Raw genomic sequence first — 17316 nt, forward strand, 5'->3', positions numbered from 1 at the left:
GAGTTGCGTTGCAGTTTCAAGACGGCAGCCCTACCGTAGCCAACGAAGAACCGTTCTTCCGGTTCCGCTGTTGAAGAAAAAACGGAACTCTTGCCGCCCGGCGAGGGTTATCGGCGCATTGACCAATCGGATCCCCCTCATGCCTGTCGACCCTCAGAACGCTCTCCTCACCGTGCAGTCCGGCCTTGCGCAGCTCAGCGCTCTGATCGTCTCGTACTCGTTCTCGGCCATTGGCGCCGTCATCCTGCTGGTTCTCGGCTATATCGTCGCCGGCCTTGCCCAGCGCTCGATCTACGCCGGCCTCGGCCATATCCATGGCTTCGACACGACGCTGCGCCACTTCTTCTCGCGGATCGTCCGCTACGCCATACTGATCCTCGTCGTCGTCATGGTACTCGGCCAGTTCGGCGTCCAGACGACCTCGATCATTGCCGCCATTGGCGCCATCGGCCTAGCCATCGGCCTGGCGCTGCAGGGCACGCTGCAAAACATTGCCGCCGGCATCATGCTGCTGGCGCTGCGGCCATTCCGCATCGGCGAATATGTCGAGGTCGGGGCCATTTCCGGGACCATCGAGGAAATCGGGCTGTTCGCCACCACGCTGCGAACGGTCGAAGGCGTTTACGTGCTCGCTCCCAATTCGACGCTGTGGAACCAGCCCGTCCGCAATTTTACACGCAACGGCGTCCGCCGCGCCGATATCACCCTGACCATCGGCTCGTGGAACGATATCGATCTCGCTCAAAAGACCATGCTGGGCGTCGCCGCCATCGAACGACGCGTCAGGCGGGAGCCGGCGCCGATTGCCTTTGTGGCGACCGTCGGCGACAGCAACGTCGCCATAACCTTGCGCTACTGGACCTCGGCTGCCGATTTCTTCGCGACCCAGATCGATCTCACCAAACGCGCCAAGCAGGTCTTCGACAGCGAAGGCATTTCTATACCCGCGCCACCACCGGAAGCACCGCGGCAGGAAGCCTCGGCCACAAGGCAATAGCCGGAACGAGCGCGCGGCTTTTCTGCTGCACGAATGTGTTCGGGCTGGAGTTTGGGGAGGTCGCAGCCGCTATCCAGCGCGACCCCGCGGCTTGTCGCCAGCTCGCTGCCCGTGCGCGCAGCCACGTGCGCGAGGCGCGCCCTCGCTTTCGGGTGGAAAAACAACATGGCCTTGAGCTTGCCGAAGCTTTTTATGCCGGCTCGCGCAGCGGCAATATGAAGGCGCTTGGTGCGATGCAAGATTGCGGCGATCCATGTCGTGCGGAACCCTGACAAGCTCAGGCATCTGCACTAATGCATGTCGCGCAAGCGCGCGGCGGTTTTGCGATAACGACATGCATAAAAAAGAAGCCAAGGCGCGAACGCGCTTTAGAGCCTCAACCTGTAGCCGATTGAGTACGGACTTCAATCGTCGGAGCGAACGCGCTGTTCCTCAGGGGCGAAGGCCAGCTCCACCGGCAGCGGTGCCTGCGCCGTCATCGGCGCGAAATTGCCGGTCTCGGCGGCGGGAACAGGCGACATCGCCACGACGCGCCACAGCACGAACAGGCAAAAAACGGTGGCAATGACGACGGCCACATGGATGAAGGCCTGCGTTCCATAGACAGCGGAAAGCCCGGTCACGATGCCGGGCACGATGAAGCCGGACAGCGACCACGCGAACAGCAGTGAACTGGACAGCGCCACCATGTCGTCCTTGCCGGCGCGGTCGGCGGCATGGGCGCTGGCCAGCGAATAGATCGATTCCGACGCGCCGGCCCAGACCACATAGATGACGACCAGCGCCGCCAGCGCACCACCATCGAAGCCCAGCGCGAACAGGCCCGCCACCATGGCAAGCGCCGAAGCGGCGACCAGCACAAAGCGGCGGTCGGTGCGGTCGGAAATCCAGCCAAGCGGGATCTGCAGGATCAATGTGCCGATCGGCATCGCCGACAAAAGCAGTGCCACATCGGCCTGGCTGTAGCCCTTGGCCGTGGCATGGATCGGCGCAAAGCCTGAAATCGTCATCGACAGGCCGCCGACGGCAAGCATGCCGGCGACGCCGACCGGCGAAATCCGCCAGGCCCGGCCAAGCGCCACCGACGCCGCCTGCGGCGGCGGCGGCTGGGCAAGCCGCGTCAACCCGACGGGGAGGATCGACAGCGCGGTGAAGGCGATGCCGACCAGCGGCGCGTCCGCAGCGCTTATGTCGATCAGCGCCAGTGTGGAGTAGCCGACACCGAGCCCGGCGACATAGGCGACGTAGAAGAAGGCCATGACCCTGCCGCGTATGGCGTTGGCGATGACGTCGTTCAGCCAGCTCTGCGCAACGATGAACAGGCCGCATATGGCAAAGCCGTAGAGCGCGCGTGCCGCGATCCACGACAGCGGGTGCGGTCCGGCCCCGACGGCGGCGTTCGACAGCACGATCAACGCCGACAGCACCATGAATGCGCGCGCATGGCCGACGCGTCGTACCAGCGGACCGGTCAGGATGCAGCCTGCCAGGCCGCCGGCCGAGAGGCCGGTGACGATCAGCCCGGCCCAGGTCGGATCGAAGCCTTCGGCACCGAGCCGGACCGGGATATAGGCGAACATCAGTCCGTTGCCGACCGCTACCAGCGCCATCGACAGGACGACGCTGGCGATGGCGATCGCCGGGGCCGGCGGGCTGCCCTGTGCCGGGTCGCGTCTGGTCTGGTTTCGCTCGAGAATCGCCATGCCCGCGCAGGATCGCTCACGAACCGAGGAAAGGCAGCCGCAAATGCGACATCGCCGTAAGTGCTTAGGTCTTCAAGGTAGCGATCCTTCCAGCACCCCTCATCCGACCGAGCTTCGCTCGGCCACCTTCTCCCACAAGGGGAGAAGGAGAAAGAGACTCCTATCCCTGCGCCATCTTGCGGATCGCGGTCGACGACAGCGACGAGCGCGGGCCGTGAATGAAAGTCCAGGCCGGCGCCTTCATGCGGGCGAGCCGCGGCGCGTCGCCCTCGTCGACACGCGCGTAGTCGAAGGTCTTGGCGACAACCGACGACAGGAACGACAGCGTCGCGCCAGGGCGATCGATCACCGCGATCGGAAACGTCATGACGATCTGGCGCCAGCGCTGCCAGCGATGAAAATCGCGCAGCGAATCGGCGCCCATGATCCAGACGAAGTCGACGCCCGGGTTGCGCGCCTTGACCAGGGCCAGCGTGTCGGCGGTGAAGCGGACATAATGGCTCGCCTCGAAGGCGGTGACCTTGACCTTCGGGTTCCGGGCAATCTGCTCGGACAGGCGTAGCCGCTCGGCCAGCGGCGCCAGTTCCCGCGCGCTCTTGAGCGGATTGCCCGGCGTCACCATCCACCACAACTGATCGAGCGCCAGGCGCCTGAGCGCGATCTCGGCGACCAGCGCATGGCCGGCATGGGCAGGATTGAACGAGCCGCCGAACAGTCCGACGGCCAGGCCCTTTTCGGCATGCGGCATATGAAGGTAGCGAGAGGGGACGGGTTGTTCGGACGGGGATAGCATGTGTCAGGCACCCCCCTCTGCCCTGCCCTCTTTTCCAAAACTTGGCACCTCCCCCTCTAGGGGGGAGATTGGCGGCTTCATCCCTGGCGCCCTTACTGCGACGCCGGAGGTTGGCGAAAGTCCATGCGACAGCCAATCTCCCCCCTTGAGGGGGAGATGTCCGGCAGGACAGAGGGGGGTGGCTGGGCGCACGCCTCTCAGGCTCTAACCGCGAATAAGCTCAAGGCCTCACCTGTCCCGTCCCGCGCACGCGGTACTTGAACGAGGTCAGTTGCTCGACACCGACCGGGCCGCGCGCATGCATCTTGCCGGTGGCGATGCCGATTTCGGCGCCCATGCCGAATTCGCCGCCATCGGCAAATTGCGTCGAGGCATTGTGCAGAAGGATCGCCGAATCGATCTCGTTGAAGAACCGTTCGACGGCGTTCGTATTCTCGGCGACGATCGCCTCGGTGTGGTGCGAGGAGAAATTCTCGATGTGCTCAATCGCACCGGCAACGCCATCGACCAGTTTTACTGCGATGATGGCATCGAGATATTCGCTCACCCAGTCGGCGTCGGTCGCAGGCTGGGCGTCGGCAAACACTTTCAGCACCTCGGCGTCGGCGTGGATTTCGCACCCTGCCGCGCGCAACGCCCCGAGGATCGGCACCAGATGAGTGGCGGCAACAGCGCGGTCGACCAGCAGCGTCTCGGCCGCGCCGCAGACGCCGGTGCGCCGCATCTTGGCGTTGACCGCGATCCTGGCCGCCATGTCGAGATCGGCCGAGCGGTCGATGTAGAGATGGCAGATGCCTTCGAGATGAGCGAAGACCGGCACCCGCGCCTCGTTCTGGACGCGTTCGACCAGGTTCTTGCCGCCGCGCGGAATGATGACGTCGATATTGCAGGAAAGTCCTTTCAGCATCTCGCCGACGGCGGCGCGGTCGGCGGTCGGCACCAGCTGGATGGCATCCTGCGGCAGCTTGGCCGCTTTCAGCCCTTCGACCAGGCAGGCATGGATCGCCGCCGAGGAGTTGAGCGAATCCGAGCCGCCGCGCAGGATCACCGGATTGCCGGCCTTGAGGCACAGCGCGCCGGCATCGGCGGTCACGTTCGGCCGGCTTTCGTAGATGACGCCGACAACGCCGAGCGGCGTGCGCACGCGCTCGATATGCAGGCCGTTCGGCCGGTCCCATGCGGCAATGACATCGCCGACCGGATCGCGCAGCCCGGCGATTTCACTGATGCCGTCGGCCATGGCACGGATGCGGCCGGGATCAAGCTTCAGCCGGTCCATGAAAGAAGCCGAAAGCCCCGACTGCTCGCCATTTTTGATGTCGATGGCGTTGGCGTCGAGAATATCCTGCTCGTGGCGAAGGATCGCCTGCGCCATACCGATCAACGCGGCGTGCTTGCGCTCGGCTGTGGCGACGGCCAGCGGTCGGGCGGCAGCGCGGGCGCGGCGGCCGATATCGGCCATCAGCGCCACCGTATCGTCCCGGGATTTTTCATGCAGCTTCAGCATGGCTCATCCTCCGCTATTCACCTCGTCACCGACCGCTTGGTCAGCGGCCTGTACTTGGTCGCCGGCCTGTACTTGGTCATTAGAATGGCTCACCACAAGGTCGTCGCGGTGGATCATCGCCGATCGCGCTTCATAGCCGAGCACCGTTTCGATCTCGGCTGTTTTCAAGCCAGCGATCCTTACGGCATCGGCGGCATCGTAGGCAACCAATCCGCGCGCGATCTCGCGGCCTTCGGGCGACAGGATCGCCACCGTGTCGCCGCGCGAGAAATTGCCGCTGACCAGCTTGACCCCGGCCGGCAGCAGCGACTTGCCCGACAGCAGCGCGCCGATGGCGCCGGCATCGACTGTCAGCCGGCCTGCCGGTTCGAGCTGCCCGGCGATCCATGTCTTGTAGCCCTTGACCGGATTGGCGCTCGGCCGGAAGAACGTCGCCCGCTCGCCACGCTCGATCGCCAGCAGCGGCGACAGCCGCGTGCCTGATGTGATGATCATGGCAGTGCCGGCGGCGGTGGCGATCTTGCCGGCGTCGAGCTTGGTGCGCATGCCGCCGCGTGAAAACTCCGAAGCGGCCGCACCCGCCATCGCCTCGATGTCAGGCGTGATGCGGTCGACGACAGCGACGAACCTGGCATGCTGGTCGCGCGCCGGCGGCGCCGTGTAGAGCCCGTCAATGTCGGAGAGCAGCACCAAAAGGTCCGCGCCCATCATCGTCGCCACCCGCGCCGCCAGCCGATCATTGTCGCCATAGCGGATTTCGGAGGTCGCCACCGTATCGTTCTCGTTGATGACCGGCACCGCCTTCATCTTGAGCAGCGTCGAGATCGTCGCGCGCGCATTGAGATAACGGCGGCGCTCTTCGGTGTCGCCGAGCGTCAGCAGGATCTGGCCCGATTTCAGGCCGCCCTTGCCGAGCGCATCCGACCAGGCGCCGGCCAGCGCAATCTGCCCGACGGCCGCCGCCGCCTGGCTTTCCTCGAGCTTCAGCGCCCGCTTGCCGAGGCCCAAAATGGTGCGGCCAAGCGCGATGGCGCCGGACGACACGACGAGGATCTCGGCGCCATTCTCGGCCAGCACTGAAATGTCGTCGGCAAGCGAAGCCAGCCAGTCGCGCTTCAGCCCCGCCGTGCGGTCGACAAGCAGCGCCGAGCCGATCTTGACGGTGATGCGCCGGTATTTTTTCAGCGACTGCGCGGCCATCGCTATCTCCAGCGCGTCTCGACTGGAGCGGCGACAGCTTCGCGCGCCTCGGCGACGACCGTCATCAGTGCGCGCAGAACCGCCTCGACGCCTTCGCCGGTGACGGCGGACAAAAGCATCGGCGCGCCGCCGGCGGCGCGTTTCAGCGAAGCGACCTTCTTCTTGCGCGCGTCGGCATCGAGCGTGTCGACCTGGGAAAGTGCGACGATCTCGACCTTCTCGACCAGCCCATGGCCATAGGCGTCGAGTTCGGCGCGCACGGTCTTGTAGGCCTTCCCCGGATTTTCTTCCTGCGCCGAGACGAGGTGCAGGAGGACCCGCGTGCGTTCGACATGTCCGAGGAATCGGTCGCCGATGCCGACGCCTTCATGCGCGCCTTCGATCAGGCCGGGAACGTCGGCGATGACGAACTCGCGCCCGTCGATACGGGCCACACCGAGGCCCGGATGCAGCGTGGTGAAGGGATAGTCGGCGATCTTCGGCTTCGCTGCGGTGACGGCGGCGAGGAAAGTCGACTTGCCGGCATTGGGCAGGCCGACCAGGCCGGCATCGGCGATCAGCTTGAGCCGGAGCCAGATGTTGAGCTCTTCGCCCGGCTGGCCCGGATTGGCGCGGCGCGGCGCCTGGTTGGTCGAGGTCTTGAAATGCTGGTTGCCGAAGCCGCCATTGCCGCCCTTGGCCAGCAGGAAACGTTGGCCGACGACGGTCAGGTCGCAGATCAGCGTGTCGTTGTCCTCGGCAAAGACCTGCGTTCCCGCCGGCACTTTCAGCGTCACGTCGGCGCCCTTGGCGCCGGTCATGTTGCGGCCCATGCCGTGCGTGCCGGTCTTGGCCTTGAAATGCTGCTGGTAGCGATAATCGATCAGCGTGTTCAGCCCATCGACCGCCTCCACCCAGACGTCGCCGCCGCGGCCGCCGTCGCCGCCGTCGGGACCGCCGAATTCGATGAACTTTTCGCGCCGGAACGACACCGATCCGGCACCACCATCGCCAGAGCGGACATAGACCTTGGCTTGATCGAGAAATTTCATCGTATTGCTGAGTTTCTGCTAACGGCCTTGCGGCATTGCTCTAACGTTTGGCACTGCTCTAAACCAAGGCGGGGCGAAGGGCGAGGCTGTTTATCAACATGGCCCGAGTCTGAACATGGTCCGAGTCTGAACATCGCCGGAGTCGCAATGAAGCTTGTAACCTACAACATCCACTACGGCGTCGGTCTTGACGGCCGCTACGATGTCGGCCGCATCGCCGATGCCGTGCGCGGCGCCGACGTGATCGCGCTGCAGGAGGTCTCGCGCAACAACCCCAACAATGGCGGCCGCGACATGGTGGCCGAGCTCGGCGACGCCCTGCCCGAATATTTCGCCGTCTACGGCAGTAATTTCGAGGCCAATGTCGGCTCGCGCCTGGAAAACGGCCGCGCCATCACCACCACCTTCCAGCTCGGCAACATGGTGCTGTCGAATACCCCAATTCATCTGTCGCGCAATCTGCTCTTGCCGCGCAGCCGCAGTTTCGAAGTGATGAATTTCCAGCGCGGCGCGCTGGAGGCGCTGATCGAGACGCCGATTGGTTTCATCCGCTTCTATTCCACCCATCTCGATCATCGCAGCCCGGTCGAACGCGCCAGCCAGATCCGGTTTCTGCGCCGGCGCTTGTTGAACTATGCGATCGAGGGCGGCGCGCTGTCGGGCGTCGCCGAGGTCGGCCTGCCCGACCTGCCTTGTCCCGAAGGCTTCGTCGTCATGGGCGACTTCAACATGCTGGCCGGATCGCCGGAATATGTCGAATTCGCCGGCCGCCTGGACCACGAATTCGGCATGCCGGTGACCGCGGATCTTGCCGTCGATGCCGCCCTGCGCCTTGCCGCCGCAGGCGCCGATCTCGCCACCTGGGTCGACCCCAAGCGGCCTGACGACGCCAGCCGCCACAAGCGCATCGACTATGTCTTCACCAGCGCCTCGCTGACCAAATCGCTGAAGCGCCTGTGGGTCGACCGGCAAGCTGTCGGTTCAGACCACTTGCCGGTCTGGGTCGAATTGGGCTGACCTTGAGTTTGGTCCGCGATCCTTCGCGCCAAGCCACGCCTCAGAGACCGTTTCGAAATTCGCTCTGGTGAGTCATATGGTGGTGGTTTCGAGAACCGGAGCGCAGCGGACATTTGGGTCCGTGAGCACCGGAAGCGCAGAAAACGCCATCAGATGGCCGCCAGAGTAGAGTTTCCAAACGGTCTCTAGAAATGCACCCAGTTGCGCAGGCTCGTCCAGGTCTTGCGATCGAGACGGTAGCGCTCGACCGGCACCTGGCCGGCGACGATCGAGTTCAGCATGCCCTGGCCGGCATATTGGAAGCCGCATTTGTGGATGACCCGGCGCGAGGCCGGATTGATCACCCGCGTCGAGGCATGCAGCACCTGGATCGACGTCCTCTGGAAGGCGAGGTCGACCAGCGCATGCGCGGCCTCCGTCGCATAGCCGCGCTTCCAGTATGGCTCGCCGATCCAGTAGCCGAGCTCCAGCCCGCGATCGGTGGTGTTGAGGCCGGCGCATCCGACGAAGGTTTCGGTGCCGACCAGGGTCAAGGCATAGGCAATGCCGGCCCGGCGCGATGCCGTCATCGCGAGGAAGGCGCGTGCCTCGGCCTCGCCATAGGGGTGCGGCATGCGGGCCAGCATTTCGGCGACATGGCGATTGTCGGCGAGCGCCACCAGTTGCTCGATGTCACTTTCGCGCGGCGCCCGCAGGACCAGCCGCTCGGTCACCAGGACCGGACAATCTATCGCGTAACTTTCACCGTCTGTGTCATCCGCTTCGGCAACCATGTCAGTCCTCCAGGCAAGAAAAAGGGGAGATGGAAACCCATCTCCCCTGATCCATTTCCTGGCTTGGCCAGACACCGGTTCCCGAGATGGGTGCCGGTGTTCTCGTGCGGAACCGGCTACTCCGCGGCCTTGGTCATCGGGTTCACCGATACGTAGGTTCGGCCATTGGCTTTTTTATTGAAGGTGACTGCGCCAGCTTCGAGCGCAAACAGCGTGTGATCCGTGCCAATGCCGACATTGGTGCCGGGATGCCACGTCGTGCCGCGCTGACGAATAATGATGTTGCCCGGAATCACGGCTTCGCCGCCGAATTTTTTCACGCCGAGCCGCTTGGAATGGGAGTCGCGACCATTGCGCGACGAACCGCCAGCTTTCTTGTGTGCCATCTAACTAACTCCGATGCGCCGCTAGGCGCTTAAAGGGTCTTATGAACGCGTTCGCGTTCCGTTTCAAGTCCGAACCGGCGACGATCGCGCCGGCCCGCTTTACTTCTTCGCCAAATCTTTGGCCTGCTCGCGCCAGTCCGTGATCTGGTCGGCGCTGAACGGCATATGCTCGTCGATCTTGGCGATATCCTTGTCCGACAGCTTGGCGATCTGGGCGAAGGTCGTGATGCCCTGCTCGTTCAACTGGCCGGCCGCAACCGGGCCGATGCCCTTGATCACGGTCAGATCGTCCGGCTCGCCCTTCGGCGCTTTGAACAGCGGCGCGGCGGCGGTTTCAGTTGCCTTGGCTTCCTTCTTCGGCGCAGCCTCTGCCTCGGTCTTTGGCGCGGCTTCAGCCTTCATCTCGGCCTTTGCGGCAATCTCGGCCTTCGCCTCGGCCTTGGCCGCGGCCTTCTTCGTCGGCTTGGCGCCGCCCAGCAGGATCTCGGCGATCCGCACGGTGGTCAACAGCTGGCGATGGCCGATCTTGCGGCGCGAATTCTGCCGGCGGCGCTTCTTGAAAGCGATGACGGTGCGGTTCTTGCCCTGCTCGACGACTTCGGCGGTGACCAAAGCGCCGTCGACGAACGGCGCGCCGAACGTGACATTCTCGCCCTCGCCATGCGCGAGCACGTGGCCGATCTCGACGATGTCGCCGACCTGGCCTTCGACTTTTTCGATCTTCAGGAGATCGTTGGCGGCGACGCGATACTGCTTGCCGCCCGTTTTGATGACTGCGAACATTTTTTGCCTTTCGCTGTTCGGTCGGCCTTGACGAACCGCTTCAGCGGTTCGGCCGTCTTTTTGTCAGTCTGCGGGTTCAAAAAGCAAGCGGCGCGGAAGAGCCCTCCACGCCGATTGCGCGCTGTCCCTAGCCGAAGGTGCGGCGCGAGTCAAGGCAAACGGCCGAAAGCAAGCCGGTGCCGTTGGCACAAGCGGCAGAGGTATCGAGGGACGAGCCATACGGCCCGGAAAGAAGCCTGATATCAGGCAGATTGGCCCTTGTAACCTGTCCGTCCAGCCGTTATCTAGTGCGCCGCGCCGGCAACGGCGGACCATGACCCCGGAGAGGTGGCAGAGTGGTCGAATGCACCGCACTCGAAATGCGGCATGGGTGCAAGCCCATCGGGGGTTCGAATCCCTCCCTCTCCGCCATACGACATTGTTTACATTGATAAAAATCAAAGAATAGGTTGCGCGCCCGCCATAAAGCCCGCCTGCCGAAAACGCCGTATTCGCGGCACGTCAGCTTACGACACAAATATGCGGGGTTCATGCTTCGACCTGGTAGATGGCAGAGATCAACTTCGGCCTCGCTAAGCGAAGTCGTGGGGTAGCGACAGCGGAATCAGGATACGCGACTAGCACCCCGTGCCGGGTCAACCTCGCCGTCGGGAAGTACCGATCGGTGCGGACCCAAGCGGATTCACCCTTGTCGGCGGCGGACGCCGGCGGTGGCGGTCAGCACCCGAGCAGGCTTCCCATTGTTGACGTCCGCTGCGCATCTGCGGCGACCGTCGCCATGTCCTCTGCTCCCGGGTTGACGGTGGTGTAGACGAGGAGCACTCTCGAGTGTCAGCAGATGTGGTCAGGTTGAGTGTCGGCGAGTAGCAGAGGTCCAGCAACCATGACTTTGAGGCGAACCAGAGCTTACGCCGCATCCGGCTTGGTTCTAGCGATTTGCACTGTGTTTGCTTGGCAGAACGCCACTGCTGCTCACAATTGCCACGCAGCCGCGACGCCTGGCGTCAATTGGCACGAGTGTGACAAGAAGCTTCTCATCCTAGAAGGACAGGACCTGAGCGGGGCGAACCTGTTCGGTGTTGATTTCACTTCGACCGACCTCAGGAACAGCAATCTCCTTGCGGCAAATCTTGAGAAGGCAACGCTTGTGCGTGCTTCCCTGGCCGACTCGACCGCCAAAGGCGCCCGGTTCGACAGAATCGAGGCCTACAGGACCGACTTCAGCCGTATGGACGCGCAGGGCGCTGTGTTCGCGAGCGCGGAATTGCAGCGCTCGAATTTCCAGGACGCCATTCTGACCAACGTTGATTTCACAAAGGCAGAATTGGGGCGTGCGCGGTTCCATGACGCCGATATCAGCGGCAGCCGCTTCTCGTTTGCCAATCTCGCACGGGCGGACTTCCGAGGAGCGACGTTCACCGCGTCGATAGACTTTGACCGCGCCTTTTTCTTTCTGACCCGTATCGAGGGCGTCGACCTTACCAATTCGGCGGGTCTGTCCCAGTGGCAGCTCAACATGGCTTGCGGAGACGCCCGGACCGAGTTGCCTTCTGGCTTGACGAGGCCTGAAGATTGGCCCTGTCAATTCCAGCAGGAATAGTTGTCGGCAAGCGAACTGCGGCAATGCTGCACCCGACAGGATTCGAACCTTTCGGCAAGCCGCCTAACCCGAATGCCCTGCCGTTCCCGAGCGGTTGGGATAAGCGTCTCGACATGCATGAACTCGTGCTTTCCGCACCGTTCGCAGAGGTGGCTAGTCCACCTCCTGTCAGAAGAAAGGATCATAGCATGAGTGACGAACTGATCCGCCTTCCTGATGCAATGGAGCCCGTCACGCGCCCCGGCATTATACACCATAGGTGCGAGCATCCCGGCTGCGCCAAGAATGCGGGATGGGGCTTTGCCAATGTCCTCTGTTCCAGGTCGAAGTATCCAAGATCATAGGGCATGAGGCTCAAGGGCCAAATGCCATCGTCGAACTCGTTGACGCCGAACCTTTGATCGGCTGGGCACGGTGACGATCTTCTTCCTGTGCATGCAGATGCGGCCGGAGGCGGACGAATCTGTTCACCTTCGGGACGAGCCTGCGCTATTCGATTGATGAATCACCCTCATAACGACATGCGGATTTTGCCGCCTAATCGATCGCCGGCGTCGTCGCTATTCTATTTGAACATTCGCAACACTGCCGCACATGCCGAGGAAATGAGCATGGCCCGGCAGGCCTGCGACAGTTCAGGACGATCAAAGGAGACAGGCATGACCAAGCAGAGCGGAATCGAGAACACCGCGCAGTCCAGTGTCGACTTTGGCCGGCGTGATCTCCTGAAGCTGACCGGCGCCGGCGTTGCCGCGCTCGGTGCGGCGTCGCTGTTCAACATCCCCTTCGCAAAGGCTCAAGACATGTCAAACGGCGCCAACAACTTCTACACCAGTGATCGGGTGACGCTGGAAAAGATCGCCTTCAAGAGCCAATACGAGATGAACGTTGTGGGCAATCTGTTCATTCCCAACAAGCTCGACCGCAATGCGCGCCATCCGGCGCTCGTCGTCGGGCATCCGATGGGTGCGGTGAAGGAGCAGAGCGCAAATCTTTATGCCACCAAGATGGCCGAACAGGGCTTCGTCGCCATGTCCATCGACCTGCCGTTCTGGGGCGAAAGCGAGGGCGAGGCCCGCCAGATCGTTTTACCGGATGTCTACGCCGAAGCATTCAGCGCCGGGGTCGATTTCCTGGGGACACGGCCATTCGTCGACAGAAACCGCATCGGCGCGATCGGCGTCTGCGGCAGCGGCAGCTTCGTCATCAGCGCGGCCAAGATCGACCCGCGGATGCGCGCCGTCGCAACCGTCAGCATGTACGATATGGGGGCCGCCAACCGCAACGCGCTTAACCATTCACTGAGCGTCGAGCAGCGCAAGCAGGCCATTGCTGCAGCTGCCGAGCGGCGCTGGGCAGAGTTTGAAGGCGGCGAGGTCGAATATACCAGCGGCACGGTGCATGAGCTGACCGCCGACACCCATCCGATCCAGCGGGAATTCTATGACTTCTACCGTACGCCGCGGGGTGAATTCACGCCCGCCAGCGCAAACCCGCAGATCACCACGCATCCGACGCTGACCAGCAACGTCAAGTTCATGAATTTCTACCCGTTCAACGACATCGAGACGATCTCGCCGCGCCCGATGCTGTTCATCGCCGGCGATCAGGCTCACTCCCGCGAGTTCAGCGAGGAAGCCTACCAGCGAGCGGCCGAGCCGAAGGAGCTTGTTTGGGTTTCCGGCGCCGGGCACGTCGACCTCTACGATCGCGTCGACCTGATCCCGTTCGACAAGCTGACCAGCTTCTTCAATCAGCACCTCTCCGCGTGAGCGGCGCGCTGGAGCCTGTACCGGACGGAACAGGCTCCATCAGCATAGATCGGGAGACACAAGGGCATGCTGAAACTGTTGCTGAACGCCGCTGTTATTGCACTCGGAACGCTTGGATCTGCCATGGCTCAAGAACGCATTCGCATTTTTTCGGATTGGGGCGAGGTCACAGCCGATCTCGCCGATAACGAGGCCGCAAGATCTCTGGCGCAGATGCTGCCGCTTACGATCGAGATGTCCGATCATCTGCGCCAGGAAAAGACCGGCAATCTGCCTTCCGCCTTGCCCGAGCTGGCGCGGCAGCGCGACTTCTCTGCCGGCACGCTTGGGTTGTGGAGTTCCGATCATTTCGTGATCTACTATCGGAGCGGTCGCCTCCCGGCGCCTGGCATCATCAGGCTCGGGCAGGTCACTGGCGATGTCTCGATCTTTGACCGTCCCGGTCCGGTCACCATCCGCGTTGAACGCGCCGACTGAAACCTGCGCAATCCGCTCGTAGTTAGTCGCCGGGGGCGAGCGGCGGATTGAATAGCTGCCGCTCAATGAAGTCTCTGTGTTCGCCTTCGATTTATCCGGTATAATCGAGTTCTGGCTATCACAAGGATTCATGAGTGTCGCGGCAGAATGTCAATGATCTGCTCGCGTTCCTGGCTGTTGCTCGGGAGCGTAGCTTTACGCGCGCCGCAGCCCGGTTCGGCATATCGCAATCGGCGCTAAGCCACACCATCCGTCAACTCGAAGCGCGCCTTGGCGTTCGCCTGCTCACCCGCACGACCCGCGCGGTGGCTCCCACCGAGGCGGGAGAGAGGCTTTTGCAGCGGATTGGGCCGCACTTTGACCAGATCGAAATCGAGGTCGATGCCCTGAACGAACTGAGGGAAAAGCCCGCTGGAACCATCCGGCTGTCAGCGCCCGACTATGCAATCAGCAGCATCCTTTGGCCCAAGCTGAAACGCTTTCTCCCGAAATATCCCGACATCAAGGTCGAACTCCTGCTCGACAACGGCCTCACCGACATCGTGACGGAGCGCTTTGACGCCGGGATCCGCATGGGCGAACAGCTTGCGAAAGACATGATCTCGGCTCGCATCGGACCGGATTTCCGCTTCGCGGTCGTCGGCGAAGAATCCTACTTTGCCGAGCATCCCGCGCCGGAGAAGCCGCAGGATCTCGTGCAGCACAATTGCATCAACTACCGTTTTCCAACGTCCGGGGCCCTTATGTGTGGGAGTTCGAGGAGAACGGCCGCGAGATCAAAATTCGCGTCGATGGGCAGCTCGTCTTCAACAACATCTTTCATGTCCTGGACGCCGCGCTGGCCGGCCGCGGCCTCGGCTATGTTCCGGAAGAAATGGCCCTTCCCCACATCGCCAAAGGGCGGCTGGCGCGGGCCCTGGAAGGATGGTCGCCCTATTGGGATGGCTACCATCTCTATTATCCGAGCCGCCGGCAATCCTCGCCTGCTTTCGTTGCCCTGGTCGATGCGCTGCGCCATCGCGACTGACTATCGATGCCGCGGGCTTCGACGTTCTTGCCACTGAAAGCCCCGCAAAGAGGGCGACGACAACCGTCCATACATCATGGCTCGCCAGATGACGTGAACCGCCGAGGCTGCAGCATAACGGTCAGGGCTGCTGTATTGCCGCCAGCTTCCAGTCGCCGCCGTTCTGGCGCGTGAAGGTCCACAGTTCGGTTGTTTCCGTCGGCCGATCGGCTTCGCCGGCGACGATCTTGCCGCTGGCGCGATCGCGCATTACGTCAAGAGACTCGTAGCGCAGGGCAGCCGTCGCGTAGTCACGATCATCTTCCCGCCAGCTCTCCGCAATATCGGCCTCCAGCAGGCTGACGTTCGACACCTCGTTCCTGATGCCGTTCTTGGCATTGTCGGCAAGTTCTTCGGACAGGTACGACACCATCTCGGGGGTCGCCAGCCGGCGCAAGCCAGCATGGTCTTCACGCCCGAACGCTTCCTGAACTTCGGTCAACCGCTGCTGGAATGTATCGAGATCGGCCGGCGTCATCGTAATTTGATCGTTGGCTGGAGCCGTCCGGCCAAAGCCAGACCCGATGCCTGGAATGGGGAAAGATGTGACGTTGTCCGCCTCGCGCTGGGCTGCCGCGTTTCGCCCAAAATTGCCCATGCTCCGCGGAACACCGGCCATGGCAGGCGCTTGGTTGCGTGCCGATTGCGACCGGAAAAAGCGGATGATCAGCATGATCGCGCCGCCGATCAGCAGTCCTTGCAGCAGCAGGCCCAACATGCCAGCCAAGCCGCCGAACCCCTGGCCCAAAAGAAGTCCGATCAGACCGCCGAGCAGCAGGCCGCGCATCATCGAACCGCCGAGGCCGCTGAAGATCCCTGGTCGTTGGGCTGCCGGTCTCTGGCGCGCCGCATTGTTCGTTGCGGTGTTGGGCGTCATCGAGCGCTCGACCGGCGCGGCCGGCTGTGGCGCCGTCCTGGTCGGCGGGACCGACTGGAACGTGCGCGTGCCGCGGCTGCCGAAGCTGCCGCCACGCCGCGCCTCCGCGTAATCGGCCGTGACCATGGAAAAAGCCAGGAACAGTCCTGCAAACAAAACGGCAAACCGGCTCGAACGCGAAATCATCATGGCAAATCCTCAAGCGACACTTTGGCGCTATATGGGGTGCGCCGATCGAAATATCAGTGGCCGCAGCTTCCGTACCTGGCAATTGAGGAGAATTCCAGGACCGCCACAAATTCAGCAAAGCAGCCGACCGTGATCCTTCTGCCACCTTGTGCGTTGTCGCCTGAGGCACACCGAGGAGAAAAACGGTGTTTGCAGGTTTCAGGGCCACCAGCTTGCAACTGGACGACACGACCATTTTCGCAAGGGTCGGCGGAACCGGTCCGCCGCTGCTGCTGCTTCATGGTTTTCCAGAAACGCATCTGATGTGGAGGGATATTGCCGCGGCCCTGGCGCCCCGCTTCACAGTCGTCGCCGCCGATCTTCGCGGCTATGGGCAAAGCGGCTGCCCGGTCTCCTCGGCCGAGCATAGCCCATACGCCAAACGCGCCATGGCCGCAGACATGGTTCAAGTCATGCAGCAGTTGGGGTTTGAGCGGTTCATGGTTGCCGGACATGACCGCGGCGGGCGGGTCGCCTATCGCCTGGCACTCGATCACCCCGATGAGATATCCAAGGTCGCGGTCCTCGACGTCATCCCGACCGCCGCCGCGTGGGACAGGGCGGATGCCAGACTGGCTCTCCGATTCTGGCCCTGGAGCCTGCTTGCGCAACCGGAACCGCTGCCGGAGCGACTGATCGGCGCGGCGCCCGATGCCATCGTCGACAATGCGATTGTGCAGTGGGGATCGCCGGCAGAAATGTTCTCTGCAACGATCAGGGAGGCCTATGTCAAGGCGCTTCGGGATCCCGTTCATATTCATGCGATTTGCGAAGAGTATCGGGCCGCTGCCACGATCGATCGTGAACATGACGCGCTGGACCAGATAAACGGTCGTCGCATCAAGTGTCCGCTCCTGGCACTGTGGAGTAGCCAGGGCGGCCTCGAGACCTGGTATGCGGAGGAAGGCGGACCGCTGGCTATCTGGAGGAAATGGGCCGACAGAGTTGAAGGAGGTCCCGTTCCGGGCGGGCACTTCTTTCCAGAAGAGCACCCTCACCAGACCGCAGCGGCTCTCTCGAAATTCTTCGAGGTTGAATAGGGAATGACGCCCAGGGCAGAGTGTTGTAGAGCTTCACATGCCTCATTCGCCCCTCCGGCGTCAAAT

16 protein-coding genes, 1 tRNA gene and 3 pseudogenes are annotated in these 17316 nt (G+C 62.9%); 10 read left to right on the forward strand and 10 right to left on the reverse strand.

Features of this window, described 5'->3' with window-relative positions:
* Positions 1 to 139: 139 nt before the first annotated feature.
* Together X738_RS61665 and X738_RS87125 are read left to right on the forward strand one after the other, a co-directional pair.
* A complete protein-coding gene (locus X738_RS61665; RefSeq protein WP_023800053.1) occupies positions 140 to 997 on the forward strand; it encodes a mechanosensitive ion channel family protein in 858 nt (285 codons plus the stop codon).
* Between the two features lie 7 nt (positions 998 to 1004).
* Positions 1005 to 1233, forward strand: a pseudogene (locus X738_RS87125) (sigma factor-like helix-turn-helix DNA-binding protein); the annotation flags it as partial.
* A gap of 168 nt (positions 1234 to 1401) precedes the next feature.
* Here X738_RS87125 and X738_RS61675 read toward each other — a convergent pair.
* From X738_RS61675 to obgE, 5 genes are all read right to left on the reverse strand, one after another.
* The gene (locus tag X738_RS61675; RefSeq protein WP_023800055.1) at positions 1402 to 2700 is read right to left on the reverse strand and encodes an MFS transporter; all 1299 of its coding nucleotides are present in this window, start codon (positions 2698 to 2700) and stop codon (positions 1402 to 1404) included.
* 160 nt (positions 2701 to 2860) lie between these two features.
* Positions 2861 to 3448 (reverse strand): nicotinate-nucleotide adenylyltransferase, encoded by a 588-nt coding sequence (locus X738_RS61680; protein WP_027152843.1) that lies wholly within the window; start codon positions 3446 to 3448, stop codon positions 2861 to 2863.
* A gap of 265 nt (positions 3449 to 3713) precedes the next feature.
* Positions 3714 to 5000 (reverse strand): glutamate-5-semialdehyde dehydrogenase, encoded by a 1287-nt coding sequence (locus X738_RS61685; protein WP_023800057.1) that lies wholly within the window; start codon positions 4998 to 5000, stop codon positions 3714 to 3716.
* A gap of 3 nt (positions 5001 to 5003) precedes the next feature.
* Positions 5004 to 6200: a glutamate 5-kinase gene (proB, locus tag X738_RS61690; protein WP_023800058.1), complete on the reverse strand. Its 1197-nt coding sequence runs from the start codon at positions 6198 to 6200 to the stop codon at positions 5004 to 5006.
* A 2-nt stretch (positions 6201 to 6202) separates the two neighbouring features.
* On the reverse strand, positions 6203 to 7231 hold the full coding sequence (gene obgE, locus X738_RS61695; RefSeq protein ID WP_023800059.1) for a GTPase ObgE: 1029 nt from the start codon (positions 7229 to 7231) through the stop codon (positions 6203 to 6205).
* A gap of 147 nt (positions 7232 to 7378) precedes the next feature.
* On the opposite strand from obgE, the gene X738_RS61700 reads away from it, so the two are divergent.
* Entirely contained in the window at positions 7379 to 8248 is an 870-nt protein-coding gene (locus X738_RS61700; RefSeq protein ID WP_023800060.1) for an endonuclease/exonuclease/phosphatase family protein, read from the forward strand.
* A 185-nt stretch (positions 8249 to 8433) separates the two neighbouring features.
* Here X738_RS61700 and X738_RS61705 read toward each other — a convergent pair whose 3' ends face one another.
* From X738_RS61705 to X738_RS61715, 3 genes are all read right to left on the reverse strand, one after another.
* A complete protein-coding gene (locus tag X738_RS61705; protein ID WP_023800061.1) occupies positions 8434 to 9021 on the reverse strand; it encodes a GNAT family N-acetyltransferase in 588 nt (195 codons plus the stop codon).
* A 116-nt stretch (positions 9022 to 9137) separates the two neighbouring features.
* Entirely contained in the window at positions 9138 to 9407 is a 270-nt protein-coding gene (rpmA, locus tag X738_RS61710) for a 50S ribosomal protein L27 (RefSeq protein ID WP_023678077.1), read from the reverse strand.
* A 99-nt stretch (positions 9408 to 9506) separates the two neighbouring features.
* Positions 9507 to 10190, reverse strand: a complete 684-nt coding sequence (locus X738_RS61715; protein ID WP_023800062.1) for a 50S ribosomal protein L21 — start codon at positions 10188 to 10190, stop codon at positions 9507 to 9509.
* Positions 10191 to 10511: 321 nt separating this feature from the next.
* Here X738_RS61715 and X738_RS61720 point away from each other — a divergent pair.
* Together X738_RS61720 and X738_RS61725 are read left to right on the forward strand one after the other, a co-directional pair.
* Positions 10512 to 10601 (forward strand) — tRNA-Ser (locus X738_RS61720).
* 472 nt (positions 10602 to 11073) lie between these two features.
* On the forward strand, positions 11074 to 11790 hold the full coding sequence (locus tag X738_RS61725; RefSeq protein ID WP_023800063.1) for a pentapeptide repeat-containing protein: 717 nt from the start codon (positions 11074 to 11076) through the stop codon (positions 11788 to 11790).
* A gap of 181 nt (positions 11791 to 11971) precedes the next feature.
* On the opposite strand, the pseudogene X738_RS89710 reads toward X738_RS61725, so the two are convergent.
* A pseudogene (locus X738_RS89710) lies at positions 11972 to 12248 on the reverse strand (hypothetical protein); the annotation flags it as partial.
* Between the two features lie 201 nt (positions 12249 to 12449).
* On the opposite strand from X738_RS89710, the gene X738_RS61730 reads away from it, so the two are divergent.
* The 4 genes and pseudogenes from X738_RS61730 to X738_RS88405 all read left to right on the forward strand — a co-directional run bounded on the left by X738_RS61730 (position 12450) and on the right by X738_RS88405 (position 15066).
* Positions 12450 to 13562, forward strand: a complete 1113-nt coding sequence (locus X738_RS61730) for an alpha/beta hydrolase (RefSeq protein WP_051407853.1) — start codon at positions 12450 to 12452, stop codon at positions 13560 to 13562.
* 66 nt (positions 13563 to 13628) lie between these two features.
* On the forward strand, positions 13629 to 14039 hold the full coding sequence (locus X738_RS61735) for a cyclophilin-like fold protein (protein ID WP_023800065.1): 411 nt from the start codon (positions 13629 to 13631) through the stop codon (positions 14037 to 14039).
* A gap of 134 nt (positions 14040 to 14173) precedes the next feature.
* Positions 14174 to 14599 (forward strand): annotated as a pseudogene (locus tag X738_RS88400) (LysR family transcriptional regulator); the annotation flags it as partial.
* A gap of 89 nt (positions 14600 to 14688) precedes the next feature.
* Positions 14689 to 15066 carry a LysR substrate-binding domain-containing protein gene (locus X738_RS88405; protein ID WP_280808928.1) on the forward strand — a complete coding sequence of 126 codons (378 nt, stop codon included), beginning with the start codon at positions 14689 to 14691 and terminating at the stop codon, positions 15064 to 15066.
* Positions 15067 to 15187: 121 nt separating this feature from the next.
* Here X738_RS88405 and X738_RS61745 read toward each other — a convergent pair whose 3' ends face one another.
* Positions 15188 to 16168, reverse strand: coding sequence for a Tim44 domain-containing protein (locus X738_RS61745; RefSeq protein ID WP_023800068.1), 981 nt, complete (start codon positions 16166 to 16168; stop codon positions 15188 to 15190).
* A 188-nt stretch (positions 16169 to 16356) separates the two neighbouring features.
* Here X738_RS61745 and X738_RS61750 point away from each other — a divergent pair, with 188 nt between their 5' ends.
* The gene (locus X738_RS61750) at positions 16357 to 17250 is read left to right on the forward strand and encodes an alpha/beta fold hydrolase (RefSeq protein ID WP_023800069.1); all 894 of its coding nucleotides are present in this window, start codon (positions 16357 to 16359) and stop codon (positions 17248 to 17250) included.
* The last annotated feature ends 66 nt before the right edge of the window (positions 17251 to 17316 follow it).

This window comes from Mesorhizobium sp. L48C026A00 (genome assembly GCF_000502375.1).
Classification (GTDB): Bacteria; Pseudomonadota; Alphaproteobacteria; order Rhizobiales; family Rhizobiaceae; genus Mesorhizobium; species Mesorhizobium muleiense.

Coding starts and splice junctions, on each gene's coding strand:
- X738_RS61665 (WP_023800053.1), top strand. CDS start 140: ATGCCTGTCGACCCTCAGAACGCTCTCCTCACCGTGCAGTCCGGCCTT.
- X738_RS61675 (WP_023800055.1), bottom strand. CDS start 2,700: ATGGCGATTCTCGAGCGAAACCAGACCAGACGCGACCCGGCACAGGGC.
- X738_RS61680 (WP_027152843.1), bottom strand. CDS start 3,448: ATGCCGCATGCCGAAAAGGGCCTGGCCGTCGGACTGTTCGGCGGCTCG.
- X738_RS61685 (WP_023800057.1), bottom strand. CDS start 5,000: ATGCTGAAGCTGCATGAAAAATCCCGGGACGATACGGTGGCGCTGATG.
- proB (WP_023800058.1), bottom strand. CDS start 6,200: ATGGCCGCGCAGTCGCTGAAAAAATACCGGCGCATCACCGTCAAGATC.
- obgE (WP_023800059.1), bottom strand. CDS start 7,231: ATGAAATTTCTCGATCAAGCCAAGGTCTATGTCCGCTCTGGCGATGGT.
- X738_RS61700 (WP_023800060.1), top strand. CDS start 7,379: ATGAAGCTTGTAACCTACAACATCCACTACGGCGTCGGTCTTGACGGC.
- X738_RS61705 (WP_023800061.1), bottom strand. CDS start 9,021: ATGGTTGCCGAAGCGGATGACACAGACGGTGAAAGTTACGCGATAGAT.
- rpmA (WP_023678077.1), bottom strand. CDS start 9,407: ATGGCACACAAGAAAGCTGGCGGTTCGTCGCGCAATGGTCGCGACTCC.
- X738_RS61715 (WP_023800062.1), bottom strand. CDS start 10,190: ATGTTCGCAGTCATCAAAACGGGCGGCAAGCAGTATCGCGTCGCCGCC.
- X738_RS61725 (WP_023800063.1), top strand. CDS start 11,074: ATGACTTTGAGGCGAACCAGAGCTTACGCCGCATCCGGCTTGGTTCTA.
- X738_RS61730 (WP_051407853.1), top strand. CDS start 12,450: ATGACCAAGCAGAGCGGAATCGAGAACACCGCGCAGTCCAGTGTCGAC.
- X738_RS61735 (WP_023800065.1), top strand. CDS start 13,629: ATGCTGAAACTGTTGCTGAACGCCGCTGTTATTGCACTCGGAACGCTT.
- X738_RS61745 (WP_023800068.1), bottom strand. CDS start 16,168: ATGATTTCGCGTTCGAGCCGGTTTGCCGTTTTGTTTGCAGGACTGTTC.